General features: G+C 45.9%; 23 protein-coding genes. 12 read left to right on the top strand and 11 right to left on the bottom strand.

What is annotated here, in order from left to right; translation table 11 throughout:
• Window positions 1–53: 53 nt before the first annotated feature.
• The 4 genes from mnmA to L9P36_RS05995 all read left to right on the top strand — a co-directional run bounded on the left by mnmA (window position 54) and on the right by L9P36_RS05995 (window position 4430).
• Complete coding sequence (gene mnmA / locus L9P36_RS06010; protein ID WP_237465747.1) at window positions 54–1175, top strand: tRNA 2-thiouridine(34) synthase MnmA; 1122 nt, start codon at window positions 54–56, stop codon at window positions 1173–1175.
• A 17-nt stretch (window positions 1176–1192) separates the two neighbouring features.
• Window positions 1193–1810: a high frequency lysogenization protein HflD gene (hflD, locus tag L9P36_RS06005; RefSeq protein WP_237465746.1), complete on the top strand. Its 618-nt coding sequence runs from the start codon at window positions 1193–1195 to the stop codon at window positions 1808–1810.
• A 23-nt stretch (window positions 1811–1833) separates the two neighbouring features.
• The gene (gene purB / locus L9P36_RS06000; protein ID WP_237465745.1) at window positions 1834–3201 is read left to right on the top strand and encodes an adenylosuccinate lyase; all 1368 of its coding nucleotides are present in this window, start codon (window positions 1834–1836) and stop codon (window positions 3199–3201) included.
• An 89-nt stretch (window positions 3202–3290) separates the two neighbouring features.
• Entirely contained in the window at window positions 3291–4430 is a 1140-nt protein-coding gene (locus L9P36_RS05995; protein WP_237465744.1) for a ribosomal protein uL16 3-hydroxylase, read from the top strand.
• Window positions 4431–4576: 146 nt separating this feature from the next.
• Here L9P36_RS05995 and L9P36_RS05990 read toward each other — a convergent pair whose 3' ends face one another.
• From L9P36_RS05990 to L9P36_RS05975, 4 genes are all read right to left on the bottom strand, one after another.
• The gene (locus L9P36_RS05990; RefSeq protein ID WP_237465743.1) at window positions 4577–5143 is read right to left on the bottom strand and encodes a DUF2937 family protein; all 567 of its coding nucleotides are present in this window, start codon (window positions 5141–5143) and stop codon (window positions 4577–4579) included.
• A 150-nt stretch (window positions 5144–5293) separates the two neighbouring features.
• Window positions 5294–5716: a VOC family protein gene (locus tag L9P36_RS05985; protein ID WP_237465742.1), complete on the bottom strand. Its 423-nt coding sequence runs from the start codon at window positions 5714–5716 to the stop codon at window positions 5294–5296.
• Window positions 5717–5781: 65 nt separating this feature from the next.
• Window positions 5782–6279 (bottom strand): hypothetical protein, encoded by a 498-nt coding sequence (locus tag L9P36_RS05980; protein WP_237465741.1) that lies wholly within the window; start codon window positions 6277–6279, stop codon window positions 5782–5784.
• 205 nt (window positions 6280–6484) lie between these two features.
• Window positions 6485–7066, bottom strand: a complete 582-nt coding sequence (locus L9P36_RS05975; RefSeq protein ID WP_237467871.1) for a DUF4303 domain-containing protein — start codon at window positions 7064–7066, stop codon at window positions 6485–6487.
• Window positions 7067–7370: 304 nt separating this feature from the next.
• Here L9P36_RS05975 and L9P36_RS05970 point away from each other — a divergent pair, with 304 nt between their 5' ends.
• On the top strand, window positions 7371–10967 hold the full coding sequence (locus tag L9P36_RS05970; protein ID WP_237465740.1) for a hypothetical protein: 3597 nt from the start codon (window positions 7371–7373) through the stop codon (window positions 10965–10967).
• 244 nt (window positions 10968–11211) lie between these two features.
• Window positions 11212–11721, top strand: a complete 510-nt coding sequence (locus L9P36_RS05965) for a glycine cleavage system transcriptional repressor (protein ID WP_237465739.1) — start codon at window positions 11212–11214, stop codon at window positions 11719–11721.
• Between the two features lie 91 nt (window positions 11722–11812).
• Here L9P36_RS05965 and L9P36_RS05960 read toward each other — a convergent pair whose 3' ends face one another.
• Window positions 11813–12418, bottom strand: coding sequence for an HAD family hydrolase (locus L9P36_RS05960; protein WP_237465738.1), 606 nt, complete (start codon window positions 12416–12418; stop codon window positions 11813–11815).
• A gap of 368 nt (window positions 12419–12786) precedes the next feature.
• On the opposite strand from L9P36_RS05960, the gene L9P36_RS05955 reads away from it, so the two are divergent.
• Window positions 12787–13716 carry an NAD-dependent epimerase/dehydratase family protein gene (locus tag L9P36_RS05955; RefSeq protein ID WP_237465737.1) on the top strand — a complete coding sequence of 310 codons (930 nt, stop codon included), beginning with the start codon at window positions 12787–12789 and terminating at the stop codon, window positions 13714–13716.
• Between the two features lie 68 nt (window positions 13717–13784).
• Here L9P36_RS05955 and L9P36_RS05950 read toward each other — a convergent pair whose 3' ends face one another.
• Window positions 13785–14714 carry a DUF7916 family protein gene (locus tag L9P36_RS05950; protein ID WP_237465736.1) on the bottom strand — a complete coding sequence of 310 codons (930 nt, stop codon included), beginning with the start codon at window positions 14712–14714 and terminating at the stop codon, window positions 13785–13787.
• 261 nt (window positions 14715–14975) lie between these two features.
• On the opposite strand from L9P36_RS05950, the gene arfB reads away from it, so the two are divergent.
• From arfB to L9P36_RS05935, 3 genes are all read left to right on the top strand, one after another.
• Window positions 14976–15389: an alternative ribosome rescue aminoacyl-tRNA hydrolase ArfB gene (arfB, locus tag L9P36_RS05945; protein ID WP_237465735.1), complete on the top strand. Its 414-nt coding sequence runs from the start codon at window positions 14976–14978 to the stop codon at window positions 15387–15389.
• A 145-nt stretch (window positions 15390–15534) separates the two neighbouring features.
• Window positions 15535–16329, top strand: a complete 795-nt coding sequence (locus tag L9P36_RS05940) for a hypothetical protein (RefSeq protein WP_237465734.1) — start codon at window positions 15535–15537, stop codon at window positions 16327–16329.
• A gap of 159 nt (window positions 16330–16488) precedes the next feature.
• Window positions 16489–16845, top strand: coding sequence for a hypothetical protein (locus L9P36_RS05935; RefSeq protein ID WP_237465733.1), 357 nt, complete (start codon window positions 16489–16491; stop codon window positions 16843–16845).
• A gap of 137 nt (window positions 16846–16982) precedes the next feature.
• Here the strand turns inward: L9P36_RS05935 and L9P36_RS05930 are convergent, their stop codons facing one another.
• Window positions 16983–17279, bottom strand: coding sequence for an ArsR/SmtB family transcription factor (locus L9P36_RS05930; RefSeq protein ID WP_237465732.1), 297 nt, complete (start codon window positions 17277–17279; stop codon window positions 16983–16985).
• 128 nt (window positions 17280–17407) lie between these two features.
• On the opposite strand from L9P36_RS05930, the gene L9P36_RS05925 reads away from it, so the two are divergent.
• A complete protein-coding gene (locus tag L9P36_RS05925) occupies window positions 17408–18349 on the top strand; it encodes a permease (protein ID WP_237465731.1) in 942 nt (313 codons plus the stop codon).
• Window positions 18350–18433: 84 nt separating this feature from the next.
• Here L9P36_RS05925 and tnpA read toward each other — a convergent pair whose 3' ends face one another.
• The 4 genes from tnpA to L9P36_RS05905 form a co-directional block, all read right to left on the bottom strand.
• Window positions 18434–18871: an IS200/IS605 family transposase gene (gene tnpA / locus L9P36_RS05920; RefSeq protein WP_237465730.1), complete on the bottom strand. Its 438-nt coding sequence runs from the start codon at window positions 18869–18871 to the stop codon at window positions 18434–18436.
• Window positions 18872–19035: 164 nt separating this feature from the next.
• Window positions 19036–19539, bottom strand: a complete 504-nt coding sequence (locus L9P36_RS05915) for a hypothetical protein (RefSeq protein WP_237465728.1) — start codon at window positions 19537–19539, stop codon at window positions 19036–19038.
• Between the two features lie 763 nt (window positions 19540–20302).
• Window positions 20303–20869, bottom strand: coding sequence for a hypothetical protein (locus L9P36_RS05910; protein ID WP_237465726.1), 567 nt, complete (start codon window positions 20867–20869; stop codon window positions 20303–20305).
• Window positions 20870–20996: 127 nt separating this feature from the next.
• Window positions 20997–22340 (bottom strand): sodium-dependent transporter, encoded by a 1344-nt coding sequence (locus tag L9P36_RS05905; protein WP_237465724.1) that lies wholly within the window; start codon window positions 22338–22340, stop codon window positions 20997–20999.
• A 317-nt stretch (window positions 22341–22657) separates the two neighbouring features.
• On the opposite strand from L9P36_RS05905, the gene cls reads away from it, so the two are divergent.
• Window positions 22658–24121: a cardiolipin synthase gene (gene cls / locus L9P36_RS05900; protein WP_237465722.1), complete on the top strand. Its 1464-nt coding sequence runs from the start codon at window positions 22658–22660 to the stop codon at window positions 24119–24121.
• Window positions 24122–24202: the final 81 nt, after the last annotated feature.

Genomic DNA, 24202 nt, shown 5'->3' with positions numbered 1-24202 from the left:
GGCGACAGTTCTGCTAGAATGCGCCGCAGATCACAGATAGAGTTTTACCATTCATGACCCAACCTCATCACGACAACGCACAAAAGAAAGTCATCGTCGGCATGTCAGGCGGTGTAGATTCATCCGTCTCCGCTTATCTTCTTCTTCAGCAAGGCTACCAAGTGGAAGGCCTGTTTATGAAAAACTGGGAAGAAGACGACAATGATGAATATTGCTCGGCTTCAGCTGATCTCGCTGACGCACAAGCGGTGTGCGATAAGCTGGGGATCACGCTGCACACCATCAACTTCGCAGCGGAATATTGGGACAATGTATTTGAGTATTTTCTTGCCGAATACAAAGCAGGACGCACACCAAACCCAGACATTCTTTGTAACAAAGAGATCAAATTCAAAGCCTTCCTCGAATTTGCCGATGAAGTGCTCGACGCTGACTACATCGCCATGGGTCACTACGTTCGCCGTACCTTCCCAACCGATGGTAGCCTGCCGCAAATGCTTCGTGGCTTAGATGGCAATAAAGACCAAAGCTACTTCCTATATACCCTCAGCCATGCGCAAGTGGCACGCAGCCTCTTCCCGGTTGGTGAGCTTGAAAAACCGGAAGTTCGTAAAATTGCTGAAGAGCAAGGTCTTGTGACCGCGAAGAAAAAAGACTCAACTGGTATTTGTTTTATTGGCGAGCGTAAATTTACTGATTTTCTATCGCGCTACTTACCAGCACAGCCGGGTGCCATTGAAACCGTCGATGGCGAAATCATTGGCGAACATCAAGGCTTGATGTACCACACCCTTGGCCAACGTAAAGGTCTAGGTATCGGTGGCCAAAAAGGCGGCAATGGCACAGAAGACCCATGGTATGTGGTGGATAAAGATGTCGAGCGCAATGTGTTAATCGTTGCACAGGGCCATGACCACCCGCGTCTATTCTCCAATGGTCTGATTGCAAGCCAGCTGCATTGGGTGAATCGCACACCAATGCAAGCGCCTTTGCGCTGCAGCGTGAAAACACGTTATCGCCAGCATGACATTCCATGTACCGTGGTTCCAATGGATGACAACACCATTCGTGTAATGTTTGATGAACCGCAAATTGCGGTCACACCAGGCCAATCTGCCGTCTTTTATTCAGATGAGGTTTGCTTAGGTGGTGGTATTATCGAGCAACGCATTTAGCAAAGGAGCAAAATAGCGTGGCCCACACCCTTTATGATCGCACCCTCGCCTTTGCAGGGATTTGCCAAGCCGCAAAACTGGTTCAAGACACAGCGCGTGAAGGGCGCTGTGATGAACAAGCGCTAAGCGCTACATTGGCGAGTATTTTAAATACCAATCCTGCCAATACCCTTGAGGTTTACGGCCAAGAGCGCGATTTGCGCAGCGGTTTAAAAGTACTCACCAACGGCATGAGCGGCTCGTCAGAAACCAATGAATTGATGCGCTATGTCGTCAGTCTCATTGCCCTTGAGCGCAAACTCAGCAGCCAACCTGAGCTAATGCAAAAGCTTGGCCAGCGCATTCAAATGGCACAGTACCAGCGCGAACATTATGAGCTACTTGACGAGAATTATATCAATAACCTCGCAAGTATTTACGTGGATGTGATTAGCCCCCTTGGTCCTCGCATTCAAGTCACAGGAACCCCAGCTCAGCTACAAAAACAAAGCGTACAAAATCAAGTGCGCGCCCTACTGCTCGCTGGGATTCGCAGCACAGTGTTATGGCGTCAAGTCGGTGGCAAACGCCGCCAACTTCTTCTTGGCCGTAGCAAAATCGTGCAGCAAGCCAACATTCTTTTAGCCCGACTTTAATTTAACTCAGGAGAGACACCATAATGGAACTATCAGCATTGACTGCTGTATCCCCAGTAGACGGTCGCTACGGAAGCAAAACCGCTGTACTTCGCAGCATTTTTAGTGAATTTGGTCTACTGAAGTACCGCACTATTGTTGAGATCCGCTGGCTTCAAAAGCTTGCCGCCACCGCAGAAATCACTGAGGTTCCCGCGTTTAGCGACGAAGCAAATGCTTTCCTGAATGCCATCGCTGACAATTTCAGCGAGCAAGATGCCATGCGCATCAAAGAGATTGAGCGCACAACCAACCACGACGTCAAAGCGGTTGAATATTTCCTCAAAGAGAAAGTCGCTGATAACGCTGAATTGCATGCAGTGAATGAATTCATTCACTTTGCTTGCACCTCAGAAGATATCAACAACCTTTCACACGCATTGATGCTCAAAGAAGCACGCGAAACCGTGATGCTGCCAGAGATCCGCAACCTGATGGATGCAATCCGTGGTTTGGCAGAGCAATATCGTGACATGCCATTACTCTCTCGTACACATGGCCAGCCTGCATCACCAAGCACCATGGGTAAAGAGATGGCCAACGTGGCCTACCGTATGGAACGTCAATACAAGCAAATTCTTGCTGTTGAAATCCTTGGTAAGATCAACGGTGCCGTAGGTAACTACAATGCGCACATCTCTGCTTATCCAGAAATTGACTGGCACCAATATAGCCAAGAGTTTGTGACCTCACTTGGTATTGATTGGAACCCGTACACCACGCAAATTGAACCGCATGATTACATCGCGGAAATGTTTGATGCCTTTGCACGCTTTAACACCATTCTGATCGATTTTGACCGTGACGTTTGGGGCTATATCGCACTAGGCCACTTCAAACAACGCACCATTGCAGGTGAAATTGGTTCATCCACCATGCCGCACAAAGTTAACCCAATCGACTTTGAAAACTCGGAAGGTAACTTGGGTCTTGCCAACGCAATCTTTACCCACCTTGCTCAAAAATTGCCTGTTTCACGCTGGCAGCGTGACCTAACTGACTCAACCGTATTGCGCAACCTTGGTGTGGGCTGTGGTTATGCGATCATCGCTTATACCTCAACACTAAAAGGCATCAGCAAACTTGAGCTAAACAGTGATGCGCTACTCAACGAGTTGGATCACAACTGGGAAGTACTGGCAGAGCCAATCCAAACTGTGATGCGCCGTTATGGCATCGAGAAACCATATGAGAAGCTCAAAGAGCTCACCCGTGGTAAACGTGTTGACGCTGCTGGCATGGCTGCCTTTATCGATGGCCTTGAGCTACCAGAAGATGAAAAAGTGCGCTTGAAGCAGATGACTCCAGCCAACTACATTGGCGATGCGGTGAAATTGACCGACCTACTTTAAGTCAAATCCAAAGCCCAGCGATGCTGGGCTTTTTTATTTCCATGTGCCGATGCTATGATGCGCGGCCACACCCCATAAGAACAATATTGATGTACAGCCTTAATTTCGATTTAAACCAGTTTGTTGCTGAGTTTTGGCACCAAAAGCCAACCGTCATTCGTCAAGGTTTTGCCAACTTTGTCGATCCCATTAGTGCCGATGAAATCGCCGGTCTTGCCATGGAGTCTGAAATTGACTCACGCATGGTCAAAAATGCCAACAATCAATGGCAAGCTTTTCATGGCCCATTTGAAGATTTTAGCGCGTTGAGCGACACCCACTCGCAACTGATTGTTCAAGCCGCCAACCATTGGCACCATGGCCTTCAAGCGCTAGCTAAACCTTTTGAAAAACTACCAAACTGGCTATTTGATGATGTCATGATTTGCCTATCGATGCCCGAAGGTGGCGTTGGTCCGCACATCGACCAATATGATGTATTTATCATCCAAGGCAGCGGTAAACGTCACTGGCGTGTCGGCGATTTAGGCGACTATCAAGATGCCAATCATGAAACTGGTTTGCGCCAAATTACGGGGTTTGATGCGATCATTGATACCGTGCTAGAGCCGGGTGATATTTTGTATATTCCACCGGGTTTCCCACACGAAGGCAAAAGCCTCACCCAAGCACAAAGCTATTCAGTAGGCTATCGCTCACCGAAAGCGCAAGAGCTATTGAGCGGCTTTGCAGACCATATCTTGGCCAATGATTTGGGCGATAAACATCTACATAGCACGGGTTTTGCCACGCGCGATCAACACGGGATGATCAGCCACAGCGATCGTCAAGAGCTCGATGCATTGTTGATGTCTTTGCTCAACAACCAAAGCATGCGTGACCAATGGCTCGGAGAGCAACTCAGTCAAGCGCGTCATGAGTTAGATATCATTCCTGCAGATCCACTCTGGCAAGCCGAAGAGCTGCAGCAAAGCCTACTTCAAGGCGCGGTATTTGAACGTGTTGCGGGCCTCAAAGCCCTCTACCATCAAGACGCACCGCAAACCCTATTTATTCATGGTGACAGCTACCGCCTCCCTGAAGGTTGCGAGACGGTTGCTGCCCTACTTTGTGATAACCACTATTTCAGTGGCGCTCAGTTAGCCGGTCTTTGTCAAAATTCAGACTTGATTGCGCTGCTTACTGAGCTTTGTAATTTAGGGTACTGGTATTTGCCAGAATCAGAATAAGTTGCGAAAGCGATTAGTTCGCACTGATGATAAAAAGCCTTCCATCGGGAAGGCTTTTTCGTGTCATAGCTTTCGTGTCATCACATCAGCGCGCTCAATTCATACATTCATTCATGCGTTACTTCTTCAAGCATGTCAAAGCATGGTTATGCGCGATTCAATGTTGGCTCGGTACGCATTGTCTCAGGCCGTGGTTTAACTTTCGGCGCTCGGCGGCGCCATTTACCCCATAACCAGAACAGACTATAGAGCGGGCTCATCACAATTAAATTGAGCAGCATGCCGCCAATAAAGCCAAACAACAAACCTTCAAGGCTCATGGGTAAACCAGGCGAGAAATAACTCACAGCTTGCTCTAAATAAGCCCGGCGATGCGGCTGAACCATTTGCCATACCTGCATCAGCAAATTATTCCCATCAAAATGCTGGGTGAGTACCTGTAAGTCTTGATATTGATTGAAGGTATCTTGCTTATGAAATGCATCGGACTGCACGCTCAAGTCTTCATTTTGCTTATGTGCATCAATCATCGCTTGTAAGCTATCAAAACCATGCTGTGTGGCGATAGTTTCAAAAGCTGCCACTTGCTCGGCTGTCGCTGTGTAATAGCCAGCGATAAATTGTTGGTAACTTTTGACCAGCTGCGGCACCTGCAGCGCCAAAAGTAGCGCAGCACCAAACACAATTTTATCGAGCATATTTCGAATAAACATGAGAATCCCTTTGCGTCCTTGGCATCCATTTCTCTGTGCTCACTTTCATCAGTCGCTCATTTTTTGTCAAGTGAGGAGAAATTAAAGCGCCCCACCATCACCGCTGGCGCATCAGTTTTGGTAGCCATCTCACACTCTATTTTTCAGATTTCAATCTTTGCGCTGAGACTCAGGTAGCCAACATAGGGGTTTGAGTTCAATACAATTCCCATCCGGATCAAAGATATAGACAGAATCGCCAAAGCCTGTTGCGCCATAACGTTGGATAAAAGGTTGGTGGGTAAGGTTTCGCTCCGCCAGTTTTTGATGCAGCGCTTGCGGTTCAATGGGTGCCAGTTGCAGACAAAAATGCGCCATATTATGGCCTTTACCATTGGGCGGCGGACCGCCCTCTTGGCCAAGGGGGCCATCACAATCCACCAAGTCTAGTAGCGCACTGCCCGCACGCAGTTGTACGAGACCAAATTCAGGGACCTGCCGCTCAAGTTCACAGCCAAGATCTAAATAAAAGCGCTGTAGCGTCTCTAGCTGAGCCGTGCGCAGCACTATATGATCAAGTCCAAGCAATTGCATATCAAAGCCCACATCGATTTGCCTTATAAAAAGCCTAGTCGATGGCTGCAAAGATAACGCCGGTCTTAAGCGGCCTCTGGCGGTTGATAGCTTTTGGCCAAGCGTTTTTGGGCACAGGCACAAATACCACCGCTTAAGGCCGGACAACGTTTACAAGGTGGCGATTTGAGCGGAATCGTCAGTAAAATTTGCTGTGGCTGCTCTTCAATTGCCACCAACGCATGATCGGGATGAATTGATAACGCCAACAAAGGCAAGGTCGGTGCGGGTGCTTGTCGTCCGCCTGGCAATACGCCCTGTGACACTAAAGGCGCTTTTGCTAACGGTGACCAAACCAGATCCAGCGACTGCTGCATAATGGCCTGCATTTTCTGTTTTGCTTTGGCCCATTTACGCTTGGCTTTTTCAAGTTTGTACTGAAGCTTTTGCAAGCGCTTTACATCCGATGGTTTAACCACCAAAAGCTTGCTTATTTTCCGACGATATTTTGCTTGCTTGCGCCCCTGCTTGTTAAGCTTTTGACGCAATTTCATCAGCGCTAAATGATCATTAAGAATAATCATGGCACGACTCATCATCTGCCAACTTCGAATGGTCCAAGATTAGCAAAACAACGAACGCGAATGAAACAAATTCTCAATATCGATTAAATAAAATATTTAACCTATTGATATTTGAAATTCAGCCACTGAAAACAACGTCCAAATCAATCAAAAAGCCCCGTCGAAACGAGGCTTTGAGTCGCTGATGGTACTAACCGTCATGGCATCACTCATCGGTAAAGAGTTTACGAAATGCCTTCTCACCAAGGCTTGCCTTCATCAAGCCTTTTAACGCACTGTTATCCGCATCATTTTGCGTCACAAAAGCGATAAAATCATTAGACTGGTTCAAGGTTTTCATCGGCTTTTTCAATGCGTGGATGGCTGAAATCGCAGTCTCAAGTACTTTGGCCTCAATATGCGAAACCTCTGCAAGCGCCTCATCGGCAAAATCATCTTCGTCGAGATAGTCATAAATTTGCTGCGCCAAGTCATCTAGCAGTCGACGAACCTTCGCCAACTTATCACAATCGCAGGCAAACCAAGCAAACTCATCGGCACTATATCGCACACTTTTTATGCCGCGATCCTCGCTTGCCACATAGCCCCATTCCGCTTCATAGGCTAAGCAATGTGCCTCATAATTGGCATTATCATTCGCCGCAATAGAAAACTGTCCTTGCTCGATATCGATATCGAAACAAAAAGCATAAATATCATTGAGCGCAGATTGAGATAAAGCATCAATTGCAGCAGTTCCGGCCTCAACAAAGGCCTGTTCTATCATTTTGTAATCAGGCTGTTCCATCACTCACATCTCTATTCCATTGCAGTCTCTCAGCATACGGCATGACGCCAGCTCAAACAGCAAATGAATCAACTAAGCAGCAAGATTGGTAATAGGATCCCGCTTGTATTGATCCTAGTGTTTCAATAGGAGTCGAGAATGTGAAACAGTCGAAACTTCTTTGTTTCAGTGGCTCGACCAGTGTTGTTCCAAATTTGTAAGCCAAAGAAAACGTTTTGCTTAACAAGAATGCATGGAAGTTATTGATATTCATCACAATAAAGCGTAGTTTGAATTTGATTCCCTTATAAAACAAAAAGATACAATGTCCGATTTTTCTCAATCTCAGATCATCACATTTGATCGCACGCAAACTGCCAGCATTACCGACGCACTCCTTAGCTATCAACATAAACTGAACAACCATCAAGCCTTTATCTCAGATGGTTGTATGGCGCAATTTGATATCGCCTTTCAGGATATCAGCAGCGGTGAAGCCAAATTCCTTCAAATTCAAGACAGCGAATACGCCGATCTCATTGTCAATGCGCTCAATTGCACCCCAGATGGCGGCTATAAGCGCACCTCTATCAGCACCCCTGAGCGCAACTTATGTATCTCAGAAGTGATCTTTTTTGCCCTTGCGCTTGAGCATGCACAAAATGATGCTGAGCTGATGGCCGAAATTCGCCGCACCGCGCAAGCCATTGTAGATTTTGCCCGCTATCAAAATGACACCAGTGATATGTGGGTCGATGATATGCGCGTATTTGGCGCTGAAGCCTTGTATTTAATGGCTCGACTCAATCCTCAAGATGCCACTTATCTCTCTCAGTTCTTTATACCCTATTGGGACGATGAGCATGCCACGGGTTATGAGCAAATGTTTATCAGCTTGGTGAATGAAAATGGCTGGTCTGATGCCATGCTCAAAGCCTTTGTATGGTGTGATAACTTCGCCTTTCGTTTTTCCTTCTATGGCATGAGTTGGGATCATTACCATCCAGAGAAGCAACCTTTAGGTGAATATCTACAAGCCAATCCTGATATTTATCCGCGCTTTAAGCAGCTCATCATTGAGCGTTTTGCTGCCCAGCCAATGCTAGCCACTTACGAAGATGATGATTTAGATGAGATGACCCCTGTACTCTCCATCTATCAATCGCTTTTCCCAATCTTCTGCAAATTTGATGCAGAGGAAGCGCAGCGACAAATGCTTGAAGCACCATTTATGGCAAGCACCCTTGAAAATGAAGCCATGGATCTGCAGCGCACAATTGAAGCGAGCCAAAGCACGCCACTGTGCGTGTATGCGGGCCACATCGCCGCAGACAATGCCAAAGAAGAAGCGCGCGAAATCCGAGAAACTGCGCTCTATCGACCGCTTGGCGCGATCAAAATGATGAATGAGTTCATTTTGTCGCTGCCCTTTGCCAAAGAACTAGGGCACTACGTCAATACAGGTGAACATCCTGAAATTCTTGAGCAATTAAATAACATCAACATTTGGCAGCATAGCCAAGCCCATGCACTCACCCTGCATGATGTGATCAATGAAGCCAGTTATTGGCCGGGCGATAACAACATCCTGCGCGAAAACCTTCATGAAGTGCTCGAGCACCTAGCGCGCGACTTGATGCTGGAGTCCGACCAATTTGACACCGAATATTGCAATGGTTTGATCTCTCGTATTCGCATTAATGAGGAGTTCGATAGCAGCCGTCACCTACAAAACAGCATGATCATGCTGCGCTTAGTGGATTGTTTTTATCATCTACTGGGTCAGCAACCCATGCCTACAGAGGTCTGCGATCTATTGACTGGCAATGAAGAGTATCAAGCCATCTTAACGGAAGCGGCCTATGGTGAGCGCTACGAAGCTGCCAGCGACGGCAATGGCGCCAATGCAGTGCAAAGCCGACGCCTTGAACTGCTGCTTTCGCAATTCGATGATATGGACGACAAACTTGAAAGTGAGATGCTCGATAGCGCTGATAAAATTTTTCAAGATCGCAGCCTGCGCGCGCCCAACACATGGGGTGACGCTGTCACAGGCTTAGGCCGTTATAGCCTGGCAGCTTATCTGCTCAATCAAGACTTTCATGCGCGCATTCACGATGAGTATACCCAAGCGCAAATCGAACTACTTGAACAGGGTGTCTTCCAGACGGCTTGCCAATATTTGCTAAAAAATGCACGCATTTTAGGCAATCGCTTCCATGAGGACGATGGCCTCACACCAGAGCAAGTAGCACTCATTGAAGATTACTTTACCGCCGACACGCCACAACTGACACAAGACGCGCTCATAGACCTATTCAACACTTATTTACTGCGTGATGAAATTAACCGTTTCAGCAACTTGTATTTCGCCAAAATTAGTGAAAAACAGCCGAGTTATCATTTTTTACATGACTTTGATGATGACTACCAACGCGCTGTCCTCTGCTTTTTCTGGCTACAGCAACTGCCCTTACCTCTGGGCAAAATTGCCGCTCGTTTATGGCATTTGATGGTCGCCATGGCACCCGTAAAGATGGTGCACCATCTTGCCAAAGTACATCGCTTAGATGGCGATGAACTGGATTTTGACAACGTGCTGGATGAAATCGAGTTTTATGAAGGACTCAACAAGCAAGGGATCGATTCAGCCTTTACCCTTGCCTGTGAGCTGCAAGAAAATGTCGAGAGTTACAGTCGCGCCAGCAATTATCTATCGCAAGTAGATATGGTTGAAAACCTGCTCGACCCAAATCCAGGCATGTTTGCGCAAATGGGGGTAAACCGCAGCAAAGCACTGCTGCGCGGTTTGGACTACATCAAAGAAAGCGTCAAGGTGAACTACCACTTCCACGCCTCGCTGGCTTATCCCGAGTTTAACTTTGATTTGCAATCAGACTTTGAGCGAGCACTGCGCATCTTTATTGAGCTCAATACGCACTCCTGGGAACGGGTGCTAACCCAGCAATTTAAAGACGCGTGCCTTTTCAGCGGCAGCACTCAGGAATTACCCGAAAAATATAAACTCGATATTCGCTACCATGAGGATCTCGCTTTCTCCCCTGAAAGTGATTACGACAAGAACTGGAGCACCCCAACCATTGCGCAAAAACAGGGCGATACCAATGTCATTTTGATCACCGAAAAAGGGCTTATCGCAGAAGATGGCAGCGTGCGCCTTGGCCATGAATTTATCTTGTTTGACGACAGCATCGATGCACAGACAATCATAGGTGCCTTGCAACAAATGCCAAGCAAAGCAGAGCGCATCGAACGCCTACAGCGTGCAATCCTTGATTATCTGTCACCAGCGCAAGAAAGCGAAAGCGAACGTACCGCACAAGAAGCGCTGCGCTATCAACAAGTCGCGCTCATGATGCAACGCTATATCAGAGAAAATCTAGAACCGAATCTGGATAATTACGGTTACAACTATAGCGTCGGACAATTCCTCTGGTATATCGATGAACCGCGTCGCAAAAAACTGCTCACCCTACTCGCCAACCACAGCTATCGTGGCTATAAGGTGTTGATTGAAAATATCGAACTCGGGTACTGCGCGTTGAAAGTGCGTTGCGGACAGTGGAACTTAGCCGATTTGCTCGAAGCACGTAGGGATGATTATCGTAGCGAAGCCTATGCATGGCTGATGGATCAATTAATTTCGCTTGACGTGAACCGCCAGCATCTACTGCTTTGGGCCGTGAAATATCATCGAGATAGCCTCACCCCTGCCTTAGTCGATATGGCGCGCAGCGGTGCATTAACCTCTGCGATCCCATCGCTCTATGTGGGTCAACGGTGCAAGCTGATTGATATCTTAAGTGAGTCCATGAGCGCAGCTGAACTGTGCGCCCTCTTTGCAAAAGACAACGCGCGCCCAGTCAAAGACCGACTAACCAAGCTTTCCCAGATGGCGTAAAAGCGACTCAAATCACTTTGGTGACCCATCATTGAACAAAGCGCTGAGACTCAGCGCTTTTTTTGTTTTGAAAATGAACGATTTTGTGAACTCATTCACCTTAGTCGGCCATTAAATTGAGCTTTCTCCAAACTTTTTCCGCTTGTTTTTCATACACTCAAAGTAAGAAAACACAACCATATGTGACTTTCTACGCGGCGAGGGAATTGCCTACATTTGAACTGTTGCAGTTAAGGAGTTGCTTATGAACTCAGTCTTTTTGGTTAGTTTTATTGGTAAGGCCTCACCCAACTTAATTAAAGAACTAGCTCACATCACCCACGAGCAGGGGGGTAAATGGCTGGTGAGTAAAGTCAATTATGTCGATGACACTGTGGCGGCGGTAATCAAAGTCGAACTTCCCTCAGAGAATTGCGACACCGTGAAAGCCGCATTTAGCGAGCAAGCCACACTCACGGTGCAATTTACCGATTTAGCGTCAGCTGAGCTTGCAACTTTACCGGAAGTCAGTTTCCGTGTGGATGCGCAAGACAGGCCGGGGATCGTGCGAGAAATTAGTCATATTCTTGATGAGCGCAATATTGAAGTGATTGATATGGACTGTCATCGTTTTGGCCTTGGTGCCATTGCCGGCACCATGTTTACCGCGCAAGTCAGTGTCAAAATGCCAGCTGATATCACCGCCCAAGACATGGCCAATGATATCGAAGCACTAAGCCAAGGTACGATTGTAAAACTTCAACCAAAACAATAATAAAGCTGTATATTTTACCTCTGCGCCCTCTTCGGAGGGCTTTTTTTATGCCTGCCCATTATATCCGCCAAAACGCCACGACGAGAACCCGTTAAAATCGCAGCCCTAAATCTCGCAGCGCTGCCTCACACTGGCCGCAATCCACAAAAACAATCCCATGCATGCCCTGCGCTTTTGCCCCTTCAACATTGGCAGGCATATCATCAATAAACACACTGTGCGATAGGTTCAATCCATAGCGCGTTTGCAGTGCTTGATAGATTTGTGGCGAAGGTTTAAGCACCCCTTCTTGATAAGAGGTCACCACGCCATCAAACATCGCCCAAAAATCATCACGTAATTGAAGGTAATGGACTATCTCTTCCACATTGTCGGTTAAACCATAAATGCCATAGCCAGCCGCCTTTAACCGGCGCATTAAATCAACTGTGCCCACCAGCAATTGCTGCGTTGCAGTGATCTGATAAAACAGTGTTTTGATCTGCTCGTCATGCCAAGCAAATTTTTGAGCATAAGCCTGCTGCGCCTGCAGCCAACTCAATTTACCCTCATTAAGACTTGCCCAAATCGGGTCACCAAAAACCGCTTTCGCCAATGCCAAAGTATCAGCTTCCTGCGGAAAACTCAGCTCAATAATTCGCTGTGGATGCCAGCGCACCAACACATTACCTACATCAAAGATCACATGCTCAATCATGGCCAAATGCCCCATTTCTAGTTTTACTCACCTTCATTATCGCCCGAAATTTGATAATGAACATGGCGCAAGACCTCGTAAATTACGATAAAAATTCATAAAAATACACGCCGCTGAACATGATGCGGTTCAAAAATAAAGATAAGCGCAACAATCAGAATAGTTTCAATCCAATATGCGGATTTAGTGAGTACATAGTTGAAGATTTCATTCGGCTTTCACGCTAGATTAGATGATGTATTGATGAGCCATATAACTCACGACCAACATAAAATGTCTAATGTGCCGAGTTAAATACTGCAATATATTCATCTTAAAATTTAACATGAAGATTAAAAAAACAGCAACACACAATAATGAGATTGCATATGAAAATATTAATCCTTGCTGGAACTGGATTCATTGGCGCTGAAGTATCTAAACAGCTAGTAAATAGAGGGCATGATGTCACCGTGTTTCATAGACCCAACAAGTCTAATATTTCATATAACGAGATACATGGTGACTATAATGACAAGGCAGATCTTTCCCGAGCCATAAATGAAACTATGCCTGATGTTATCATTCACATGAGAGCGCTCTGCAAGGAAAACATAAAATCTTTAGAATCAGCATTAAATAATCAGAAAATCAAAGTCATCATTATATCAAGCTGTGATGTCTATAAAGCTTATGACATCTTATGTAATGGATTAATAGAAAACATCATCCAAACACCGCTAGATGAAAATGCTGAAATTCGCAGCAGTCGATTTCCATACAGAGGGAAGATAGATAGCGACTTTGCTTACGATTATGACAAGGTATTAGTAGAAGAAACCGCGCTATCAAGCCATATTATAGACCCGATCATTTTGCGATTAGGCATGGTATATGGTCCAGCTGATTATAATAGACGTTTTGCGAACATTGTTTCTTCAATGCGTAACCAAGATGCATCTATAGAGATACCAAGCGATTTAGCAAACATGAAATTCTCTAAGGGTTATGTCGAGAATATTGCTTATGGCATTGTGTTAGCAACGGAAAGTAAAGAGCATAGAAAAGTATACAATTTAGCTGAACGGACATCGTTAAGTGAACTTCAGTGGCACAATTTAATTGCTGAAAAATTAGACTGGCATGGCAGTGTGAAGCTAGTTAACTATAAAATGAACAGTATGAATTTCAGCCAACACTTCACCATTGACTCATCTAAAATCAGAAAAGAACTTGGATATAAAGAAATAGTTTCACTCGAAAATGGAATTGAGAAAACCATTCAATGGGAACTGGTCATGATTAGTTCGGCAAAGTAAACTCCCATCAGCTTTCCAATATAGAAAATGCCCACTGCGTGGGCATTTTACTTATCACAATATTTAGCTTAACGTTTCACTGAACGCGCCATACGTGCATAGGTATGGCGCACGCCGCGAATGGCAATGCTATATTCGCGAATATTTTCAGGCGTTGCGATCCCCATAGCAGCGCCAGTATCACCAATATGATGCAAATCAGCGCCAGCCATTTTACTCATTAAAGCAATTTGGCGAATGGTTTCAGGCGTTGCGCCTTCTTGCGAGGTGCCAATGGCAGTCATCACCATGACACCTAGCTCATGGGCATAATCGATGAGCTCAGCGGCATAGCTTTGCGAGATGCCCTGAATGGTACCGGGCGCAGGGATGAGTACTACATCTACACCGCTTTCAACAAAATCTCGAATATCTGCTTTGGTGATAATTTTCTCACTGCCCTGTCGCAAAATACCAGCCGCATGCATCTTGCCAGCCATAAGCACCATGCGATCGCCCATGGTTTGGCGAATTAAACGCAAACTATGGGTAATCGCCTCATTGCTCACACCGTTGCCTGGGTTACCGGTAACCGTAATAAAACGCGCGCCCATCTCATAGAGTTTTTGCGCATTTTCGCCAGTGGCTAAACGCCCAGGTGAGACTTGCCAAAAATCATCATGGGTCCGTGCAAAATTTGGATCCACTGCTTCTAAATTGACGCCAATCGCGCGACCCGTATAGCTTGCAAGTATCGATAATAGCTGCTCAGGCTCAATATCATTGGGCAAACCATTGATCACAGGGGCTTGTGAATCAAACATATTGAGCAAAAGTAGATCGGCGCCTTGGCTAGCAGCCAGTTCGGCATTGCTCACGCTGACTAACATCGGCTGTAACATACCAATACTCTCACTGACAATAATGCGCCCTTCGCTCATGCGTAGGGAATTGAGTAAATCAGTACCTGAAAGCTCGGCAATTTCCGATGCACTGCAATCTAAATATCGTTTGGTCATACTTCATCCTTTCCATCTTTTCGCGCTAGGTGCAAAATTTGAGGCACAAAGCGCATTGTTGATTGTGCAAAATGACGCTGTCATGACCCTAACACCGCGTGACAAGCTGAACTTTGTCAAAACGCAAAAAATGGTCAAAATCTAACGAAAAACACCGAAAAAATAGCTGCAAAAATTGAGATAAGACATTGAATATATTTGTAATTTATTTGCACTGCAATCAATTGCTGTTACAATCGCGCACCAATCAAGGAGCCTGCCATGCTAGCCATTTCAAGAACGATCCAAATTGCTGATGATGAAATTGAACTCACAGCCATTCGCGCCAGCGGCAATGGTGGACAAAACGTCAATAAAGTCTCAAGCGCTATTCATTTACGCTTTGATATTCAAGCTTCGAATTTACCTGTGCTTTATAAGGCGCGCTTGCTTGCCCTTTCTGACAGCCGTATTACCCAAGATGGCGTAGTGATCATCAAGGCACAAAGTCATCGCACCCAACTGAAAAACAAAGAGGAAGCGCTCAGCCGCCTCCGCGAGCTGATTGAAAGTGTATTGGTCACACCGAAGAAACGAAAGCCCACTAAGATTCCTAAAAGCGTGCACAGAAAGCGCCTCGACAATAAAAAGAAACAGGGCGAAAAGAAAAACCTGCGCGGTAAATTGAATTACTAAGCACGTTCCAAGCGCTCAAAGCACGATATAACCTACGCACAAAGCCAATCCCCCTCGCTTCACCACCATTCAAAAATCAAATTAACTTATTGATTTTTAATCATTTAACGCATATTGTCCTATCAACTGTTGATGAGGATAAAACATGATGGAATTCAATTGGTTAAACCCATGGCAAGCAGAGCGCTGTTGCTGCGCTGAGGTTTCCAATATTCCGGCATCTTGGCCTGAGTTTTGTGAGCAATACTGGCAGATACAAGCGCGATACCCACAGGCGCAAATTCTCTTTTCGCTCGATGATTACCCGCAGGCTTGTTACACCTCAATGCACAGTATTTCCGCCAATAATTTAGACGATAATACGGACTGTGATACCTCTGCCTTTGCACAAGATATGGATCAAGGCGACTACTGTGGTGATGATGAAGAACACTTCCAGTTTATGATGATCAAACAAAATCTCGCCCGCTTAGTGCAAGCAACGCCCGTAGAAAGCCTCTATGTGGAGCGCTGGGATTTTTTTGGCGAATATGGCAGCCATGAGCAGGATTACTTGGCTTTTTACCAGCATCCAAGCCGCATCATGGATATTGAAGAAGCGCATCTGTTTGTGGTGCCTGTGGAAGAAAATCATTTAAGCCTTGCTGCATTCCCCAATGGCTATTGGACCGACAACCTCAGCCCGCAGCAAAATGCGCGCTTAGCGCAACTGCTGAAAACGCAGTTTGGTCTTCACCTCTTTGCCATTGGTGCCATGTTTATTGGTTTTATCAAAACCCGCAATCTCTCGACAACAGAGCAAGACGCGCTTTACCAACTCTGTGTCACCATGTACAGCAAGCTTAATCCGAGCAGTGAAACTTATATGCCAGCCTTGGTCCCCGTGTTTAAACAGGTTATCGCAGAGCAGCCTGTGCTGCTACTGAGCTTTTCTGATTAGGCGATAGAAAAATAGAAACACGTTACATCGACAGCTGTGATACCCAATCCAGCTTATGCGCAAAGCAATGAATCTAAAGATAATTCAAGCTATTGTAGCCATCACTTATGCGCATAACCACATCGCGTATTTCGATTGATTTTAAAATATGGAGATTTCATGCGTCCGCTGATTTTTGCTTTATGTCTCAGCCCATGGGCAACTGCTTTCGCAGCGACCCCAACTTTTCCAGAAAGCTATCAAGGTATCTGGGATCAATCTGAGCAACAGTGTAGGCTTGCTGAAAGTGAAACACGAATGCAGGTGCAACAAACCCAAGTGCAGTACTATGAAAGCATTGCCAAACCCGCCAACATTGAGCTCACCAACATTGGACTAACCATCACCATGATTTATAGCGGTGAAGGTGAAACATGGCAGGAAAAATCGAACTGGATGCTAAGCGATAAACGCGATCAACTAACCATTAAACATCCGGGATATACCCCATTTACCTATGTCCGTTGCCCCGAATAATAGGAACTAGCAAATCATCTTTGTTGAGCGCAATCGCCACATTGCGCTCGGCTAGCTCACTGGCTTATTGGCTTATTGATTGACTGACTGGACGCTCAAAACAGATTCGCTGACGCCTTGCCCCATATATGCATGAATTAATCTTCGCACTCATCTGCGCAGCATTCTTGCTGCAAGTAATCAATCACACCCGTAAGCGTGTCGTATTGCGCGACACAGTAAAGTGTCCGCCCTTCGCGGCGCTGATGAACCAAATCTGCCGCAACTAAACTGGCGATATGATGCGACAATGTTGAGCCTGGGATCGCCAGCGACTCTTGCAATTGCCCTACCGCAATACCCTGATGGCCCGCGCGCACAATGCATTTATACAATCGCAACCGTGTTTCATGGCCCAACTCTTTTAGGGCTTTGGTTACAAACTCTAGCTCCATCGCTTTGCCTCTCTTTGCTTCACGTCTTGCTTCAACTTTATCCATATTTCGGTTTATATCGAAATATCTTGACCGCTGCAATGATAATCTCTATATTTCGATTATTCCAGAAATATAGAGATTTGGCAATGTTCGATTTGATTCAAACCCATCACGACGCCATCGTCGATACCCTCAAGCTTTTCGCGTTCTTAGCTATTGAGCTCAGCGCCCTCTTTTTACTGATTAGCTTTGCGGTTGCAGCGCTACAACGCAAAATTCCACCCAAGAAGATTGAGGCTATCCTCAGCAGTCGCAATGGTCGCGGCTATTTCATTGCCGCATTACTTGGCGCAATCACGCCTTTTTGCTCTTGCTCTACCATTCCATTTTTAAAAGGGTTGCTGCGCGCCCGTGCAAGCATGGGGAGTGTTTTGGTGTTCCTCTTTGCCAGCCCCTTGCTCAACCCCATCATTATTGCGCTCTTTGCTGCCACACTTGGCTTAAAAGTCACGGTATTTTACTTCGTGATTGCCATGGGTGTATCCATTGCCGCTGGCTTTATTTTGGAAAAATTGGGCTTTGAGCGTTTTGTTAAACCAGAAGTCTATGCACCAGTACAAAGCTGCTGCGCGAGCACTTGTGGTAGTTCTAAAGATGGCAGCACAAAAGCTGCGCCCGTATCGGTATGGCGCAGCTTATGGCAAAGCACTTGGCAAGATTTTGTTAAAGTCGCCCCCTACCTTCTTTTGGGCATTAGTATTGGCGCGCTGATCTATGGCTTTTTACCTACAGAGTGGATCGCATCGGTCGCTAGCGACAACAACCCATTTGCCATACCGGTTGCTGCCATTATCGGTATTCCACTTTATATTCGCGCCGAAGCAGTGATTCCACTAAGCGCTGCCTTGGTCAGCAAAGGCATGGGACTTGGTACCGTGATGGCATTGATTATCGGCAGCGCAGGCGCCAGCCTCACTGAAGTGATTTTGCTAAAATCTCTATTTAAAACTCAGCTGATTGTCGCCTTTGTCACCGTGATCCTTGCCATGGCCATGCTCGCCGGCTGGCTCTACCCCGTGCTGTTTTAAAATATCTCTAGATATAAAAATAAAAAACCGCCTTCTTAGAAGGCGGTTTTAGTATCAGCCCCCTAGAAGGGGGCGATCTCGCTGCTAATCTCTCAACAACTCAAGCTGTTTCTCATACTCCAGCTCTTTCTTATCTTGATGTCTCACATACCGTCTAATTATTTCTTCGTTCACACCTACCGTATCTACGAAGTAACCTCTAGACCAAAAATGATTACCCCAGAGCTTTTTCCTTATATGAGGAAATTTATTGAAAAGCCTAATTGCACTTCTTCCCTTCAGGATGCCCATTAACGTCGATATGGATACTTTCGGTGGGACGATTGCGACTAAATGCACGTGGTCTTCTTGCACATTTAGCTCTAAAACTTCGCAATCTTTCATGTTGCAGAGAATGTAAATCGACCTATAAAGCTCCTTACCTACATTGCCCTTCAAAATCTTAAAACGGTACTTTGGTGTCCATACGATATGATATTTACAACGCCAGTACACATGTGATGAACTTCTGTAATCGCCCATGTTAATTGAAACCTCTTACTTATGGTGAATAAGAGCTTTTCTTCTAGCATGGGCACTTCTACGGGCAATAGCCCTAAGGGACAATCACCACCGCCATAGGCGGTGGTTTAGGGATGACAACAAAAGGCCGCGATTGCGGCCTTTTTAATACAATGCGAGCGTCATCAACGGACAACACGAAGAAGCAATCGAGCAAAGTAGCGCGCTCGAAACACCAGTAACAAAGACACAATCAATTCAAGACCCGCTACGATCATATTTGATATATCAAAAGGACTAAAGGAGATCGCCGGTACACCATATTCATCCAGCTGTGTGCGATATGGCAATACGACCACCCAATATAGTGCATTCATGATGGCGTGATACAAAAGAAAAATACCAACAGCCAATAGCAACACCATCAAAATGGTACCGACACTCATGAGCTCCACTTGATGATCAAAATCCTCTCGAACTAGAAACTGAGATACTGTCAGCGGAAAAAACCAAAGCAGTAAGGCGATCACGATTGGAATGAGGGGATAGACAAACATATTCCAAACATTGTGATAGTTAATATTATCAAATCCCATCAGCATCATAAGTGTCAGCCGATCTAAAGCATGATAAGCCAGAGCCATAGCAAATAACCGAACCAATACCGCACCATAATGACTTGCTTTCATCTCTACCGCCTTTTGAAATTGAGGGTTAAAGCGCATTCAATCAGCGTCATATATAACAATGAAAACAATCACCACTAGCAGATATTAAAAATAAGAAAACAATTTCTCGTAACCAATCACACCGCAATCAAAAAAGCTCGCGCATTACGCTTACTTTTGTGAGAAAGACGAGAAAAGCATGCAGCTTTCCATATGAGAACCGGTATCGAAGTAAACACAACCCGCTGCATCTCGTCAGTGACTTAAGCACTGACAAGTCACTGACGAGATACCTCTTTCATTTTGGAATAAATGGGTTTATAAAATGGAGGCCATTCACGCAATGTGAACTAGCTCCCCATTTCACGAGGGTTTACGCGCAAGCACAAAGCATGAATTAGACCATCTTTATGTTGTGGGTATTGAATGCTAATAACTTTTTGCTATTAAAAGACCTTCAATAGACTTTGTTTTCACATAGCAGCATTTTGTGCTGTACAGGATTGCGAAAAAAAGCAAGGGCACGTTACACTGGAATCGCTTCAAGAGATTGCATGTGAAATCCAACCTCTGATAGCACATCCTGTCCCTGTTCCGGAATGAGAAAAATAATATGAGACCAGTTGGTTTTCATTCACGCCCTACGAGTTCACGTGTTCGTCACGGCTATAAACCAACGCGCTTCAAGCGCAAAGAAGAACCTCAGCCAGAAAAATCTGACGCGAAGTAAAAGTAACCCCGCCAAGCGGGGTTTTTTATGTCTGCTATACACTGAGATAACACGCTAATATTCTCGCGCATCAATGCCATAGCGATAGTTAATATCCGCCTTTAGCGCGGGCTTTTGCGCCACAGGCTCAAACATAAATTCTAAGGTAGGCTCCCAGCCAGACTCTTGCTGAGTCTCGCCGATATGAACGGTTACTTGGTACCAACCGTTAGCGATATCTAAATAAGGCTTATGTGCTACAACCACTGCACTTAAGGTCGGCCAATCACGCAATAGTGGCATGGTGAGAAGATAAACACGACCACTGACGACCTGCAGCACATACCCAGATTGGCGATGTTGCAGATCACTATGTCGCTGTTCAAAAACAGAATGTACACCTAGGTTGAAATACAGGATATAGGGGTAATTCTCAATGCCAGCTAAAGGTACCATGACACCCGATTCCACCGCGCAGTCACCACTTTCATTACTGGTAAACTCAGTCAAGAGATCAGCTTGCAGCCCCTCTTCCTCTTGGTAAGTCGTCAGTCCCTCAATATCCGTCAGAATAAAGTAGTCCATCAAATCATTAAGACACTCTGTATATTGCTTATATCCACACGCAGCTGTTTCTGGCATCTCATCCTCTTTTTTATGCCCAATATCGCCGCTATTTTACATCAGAAAAAGAGAACAACTGCAATCTAAGGTAATGAAATAAAATAAAAAAGGCAGCCAATGGCTGCCTTTTTAGTACAGATATCAATTATACAAATGGTAATGCGAAGATTGCGAAGATTGCAATTGGACAGACGAAACGGACGTACCAAGGCCAAATCTTCCAAAACAGACCATTTTCAATCTCCGGATTACCCTGCTGAAGCTCTTTGAGCACACCATTACGATGCCAAACCCAGCCCAGCACAATCGCCCACGCAGCACCTAGCAGCGGCTGCATATACACAGTCGAAACCAATGCGACCAAGTCGATCAAGGTGCCAGTATTGGCACAAATCACAAAGCTAAGCAGCATGATCGCACCACCAATCACCCACGTGGCAATAGAGCGATCACTATTAAGCTCTTCTTGCGCACAAGACACAGGGACTTCGAGCATTGAAATGGATGAAGTCAGCGCCGCAATCACCATAAGAACGAAGAACATCGCAGCTAAGAACAAACCTGCCGTCCCCATGGTTTCGAACATGTTTGGCAACACAGAAAAAACTAAGGCACCAGAGGAAAGCAGCTCGCCGCTATCATTGAAAATCTGCACACCGTTGTGCTGCGCCACAGTCATCGCAGGCAAAATTAGCAAACCTGCCGTCAACGCAACACCAGTGTCGATGGCTGCCACTTGGCCTGCAGTTTTCGGTATGTTGGCATCTTTTTTCAGGTAAGAGCCATAAACCATCATGGTGCCCACACCCAATGAAAGCGAGAAGAAGGCTTGGCCCATAGCATCGATGATCAATTTCGGCGAGATGTGCGAAAAGTCAGGGATCAGATACATCTTCAAACCCTTCACAGCCCCATCTTGCGTGAAGATATACGCAATCATTACGAAGAACAGAATAAACAGTACAGGCATCAAGCGGGTTGACCATTTTTCAATCCCGTCAGCAACGCCGCGCTGAACGACATAAATTGTCATCAAAGAAAACAGCGCGGTTAAAAACATATTGCGCGCAAGCGTCTCAGTCACCAACCATTTAGCGGCGCTATCTAGACTCACGAGCTCTAAAACAGGGGCGATGGCATGGCCTGCAAGCCAACCCGCTAAAACAGAGTAGAAGCTCAAAATCAAAGAAGCAGCAATCATTGCAATGACACCTAAGATGATTGCAATCACTGGTTTACCGTTCCAAATTTTCTTCAGTGTACCAATAGGGTTGGATTGGCCATAACGACCAATGGTTAATTCGGCCACCAACATAGGGAATGCAATCAGCACCACCATTGCCAAATAAATAAGAAGAAATGCCCCGCCACCATTTTCTGCGGTATTGGTTGGAAAGCCCCAAATGTTTCCTAGGCCAACAGCTGATCCTGCTGCTGCTAAGATGAAGCCCAACCGAGTGGTGAACTGTCCGCGTGAACTACTTGCCATATATCATTCCATGTATTGTGAGGTATTTAGCATCACGCATGTAAAAAATATTTTACAGCATGAGAAATATCTTTTGGTATTCATAGGATGGCTAGTAAAACAGGTTGTGATTACAATGTGAAGCAGAGGCGCTATTTTTATCTATAAAATGGCGACTTTTTCCTATTTTCGTCACCTCTTGCTGAAAAAAACACCAAATCGATCATTTCATGTTACGGTTCAAAACGCATTGAACCTTGCTTTTACCTGACAGTCTCAATTGCATTGCGCTAAGATGCAGTTGTCTTTGATCACCATCATTTTAAAAAAGGCACTTGATGTCTCAGTTCTATCAATTTCTTATCTCTGCGCTGCTGATTCTGTATTGGCTCACCGTGGCGTCCGTCACCATTCGCGTGGTACTCAAACGCCGCGCTGTGGGTGTATCCGTCGCTTGGCTTTTAATCATTTACATCATTCCAGTGTTTGGTGTGGTGATCTATCTTCTCTTTGGTGAACTCAAGCTAGGCAACAAGCGAGCCGTTCGCGCAAAGCAGATGTTTTCGCCCTATGAAAATTGGTTTCGAACCTTGGCTGAATGCACGCAGCATTCACCGATGCGCAAACACAGCGATATACGCGCGGTGCACCAATTATGTCAGGCGCGATTAGGGATCCCGAGTCTCACCCTAAACCAATTAACGTTGCACAACACGCCGGAAGATATTTTGCGGTCCCTATGCGCCGATATCAATCAAGCCGAAAGCAGTGTGTATTTGGAATTTTATATTTGGCATCCGGGCGGTCTTGCCGATAGTGTGGCGCAATCTTGTATTCAGGCTGCGCGACGCGGTGTTGATGTGCGCATTTTGCTCGACTCCGCCGGTAGCCGAGAGTTCTTTAAAAGCCATTGGCCTGATGTGATGCGAGATGCCGGTATTGAGCTGGTTGAAGCGCTAGCGGTCAGCCCATTTCGTATGTTTTTCCGCCGCTTAGATATTCGCCTTCATCGCAAAATTGTGGTGATTGATAATCAAGTGGGTTATACCGGCTCGATGAATCTGGTTGACCCTCGCTTTTTCAAACAAAATGCCGGCGTTGGTCAATGGGTCGATGTGATGATGCGTATCACAGGCCCTGTGGTCCCCCTCCTGAACTGTATTCAAGCCTGGGATTGGGAAGTAGAAACGGGCAAGCGCAACCTACCAATGTTGCCCGTTTGCCCCACCAATAGCCAAGTTCACCCTCATGCCAACCATTCGGTGCAGGTGATCCCATCGGGTCCTGGTATGCCAGATGGTATTATTCATCAAGCGCTACTGCTGAGTATCTATCAAGCCAAGCACAGTATTACCATCACCACCCCCTACTTTGTGCCCAGTGAAAATATGCTGCAAGCAATGAAAACTGCAGCCCAGCGCGGCGTCAAAGTCACGCTGATCATTCCAGATAAGAATGACTCCTTAATGGTGGAATGGGCCAGCCGTTCATTTTTTGAAGAGCTGATGGATGCAGGCGTCGATATTTACCGCTTCTATGGCGGCTTATTGCATACCAAGAGCGTTATGATTGACCAAAGCCATTGCTTTATCGGGACGGTGAATCTGGATATGCGCAGCTTCTGGCTTAACTTTGAAGTCACCTTAGCGGTGGACGACCCTGAGTTTTGTGCCACCGTGTGCGCAGTGCAGCAAGAATATTTAACCCAAGCCAATCCCATTGAATTGACGACATGGAAAAAGCGCAATTTTGTCTGTCGTCCCATTGAGCAGTTCTTCTACCTGTTTGGTCCCCTGCTCTAAGCGATAAAGCGATAAAGCGATAAAGCGATAAAGCGATTCAACAGAAAATAACGCGCATAAAAAAGCCACGCATAACGTGGC

This window comes from Vibrio stylophorae (genome assembly GCF_921293875.1).
GTDB lineage: Bacteria > Pseudomonadota > Gammaproteobacteria > Enterobacterales > Vibrionaceae > Vibrio_A > Vibrio_A stylophorae.
The sequence above is the reverse complement of the archived record's forward strand: the minus strand, read 5'-3'. Positions and strand labels throughout refer to the sequence as shown.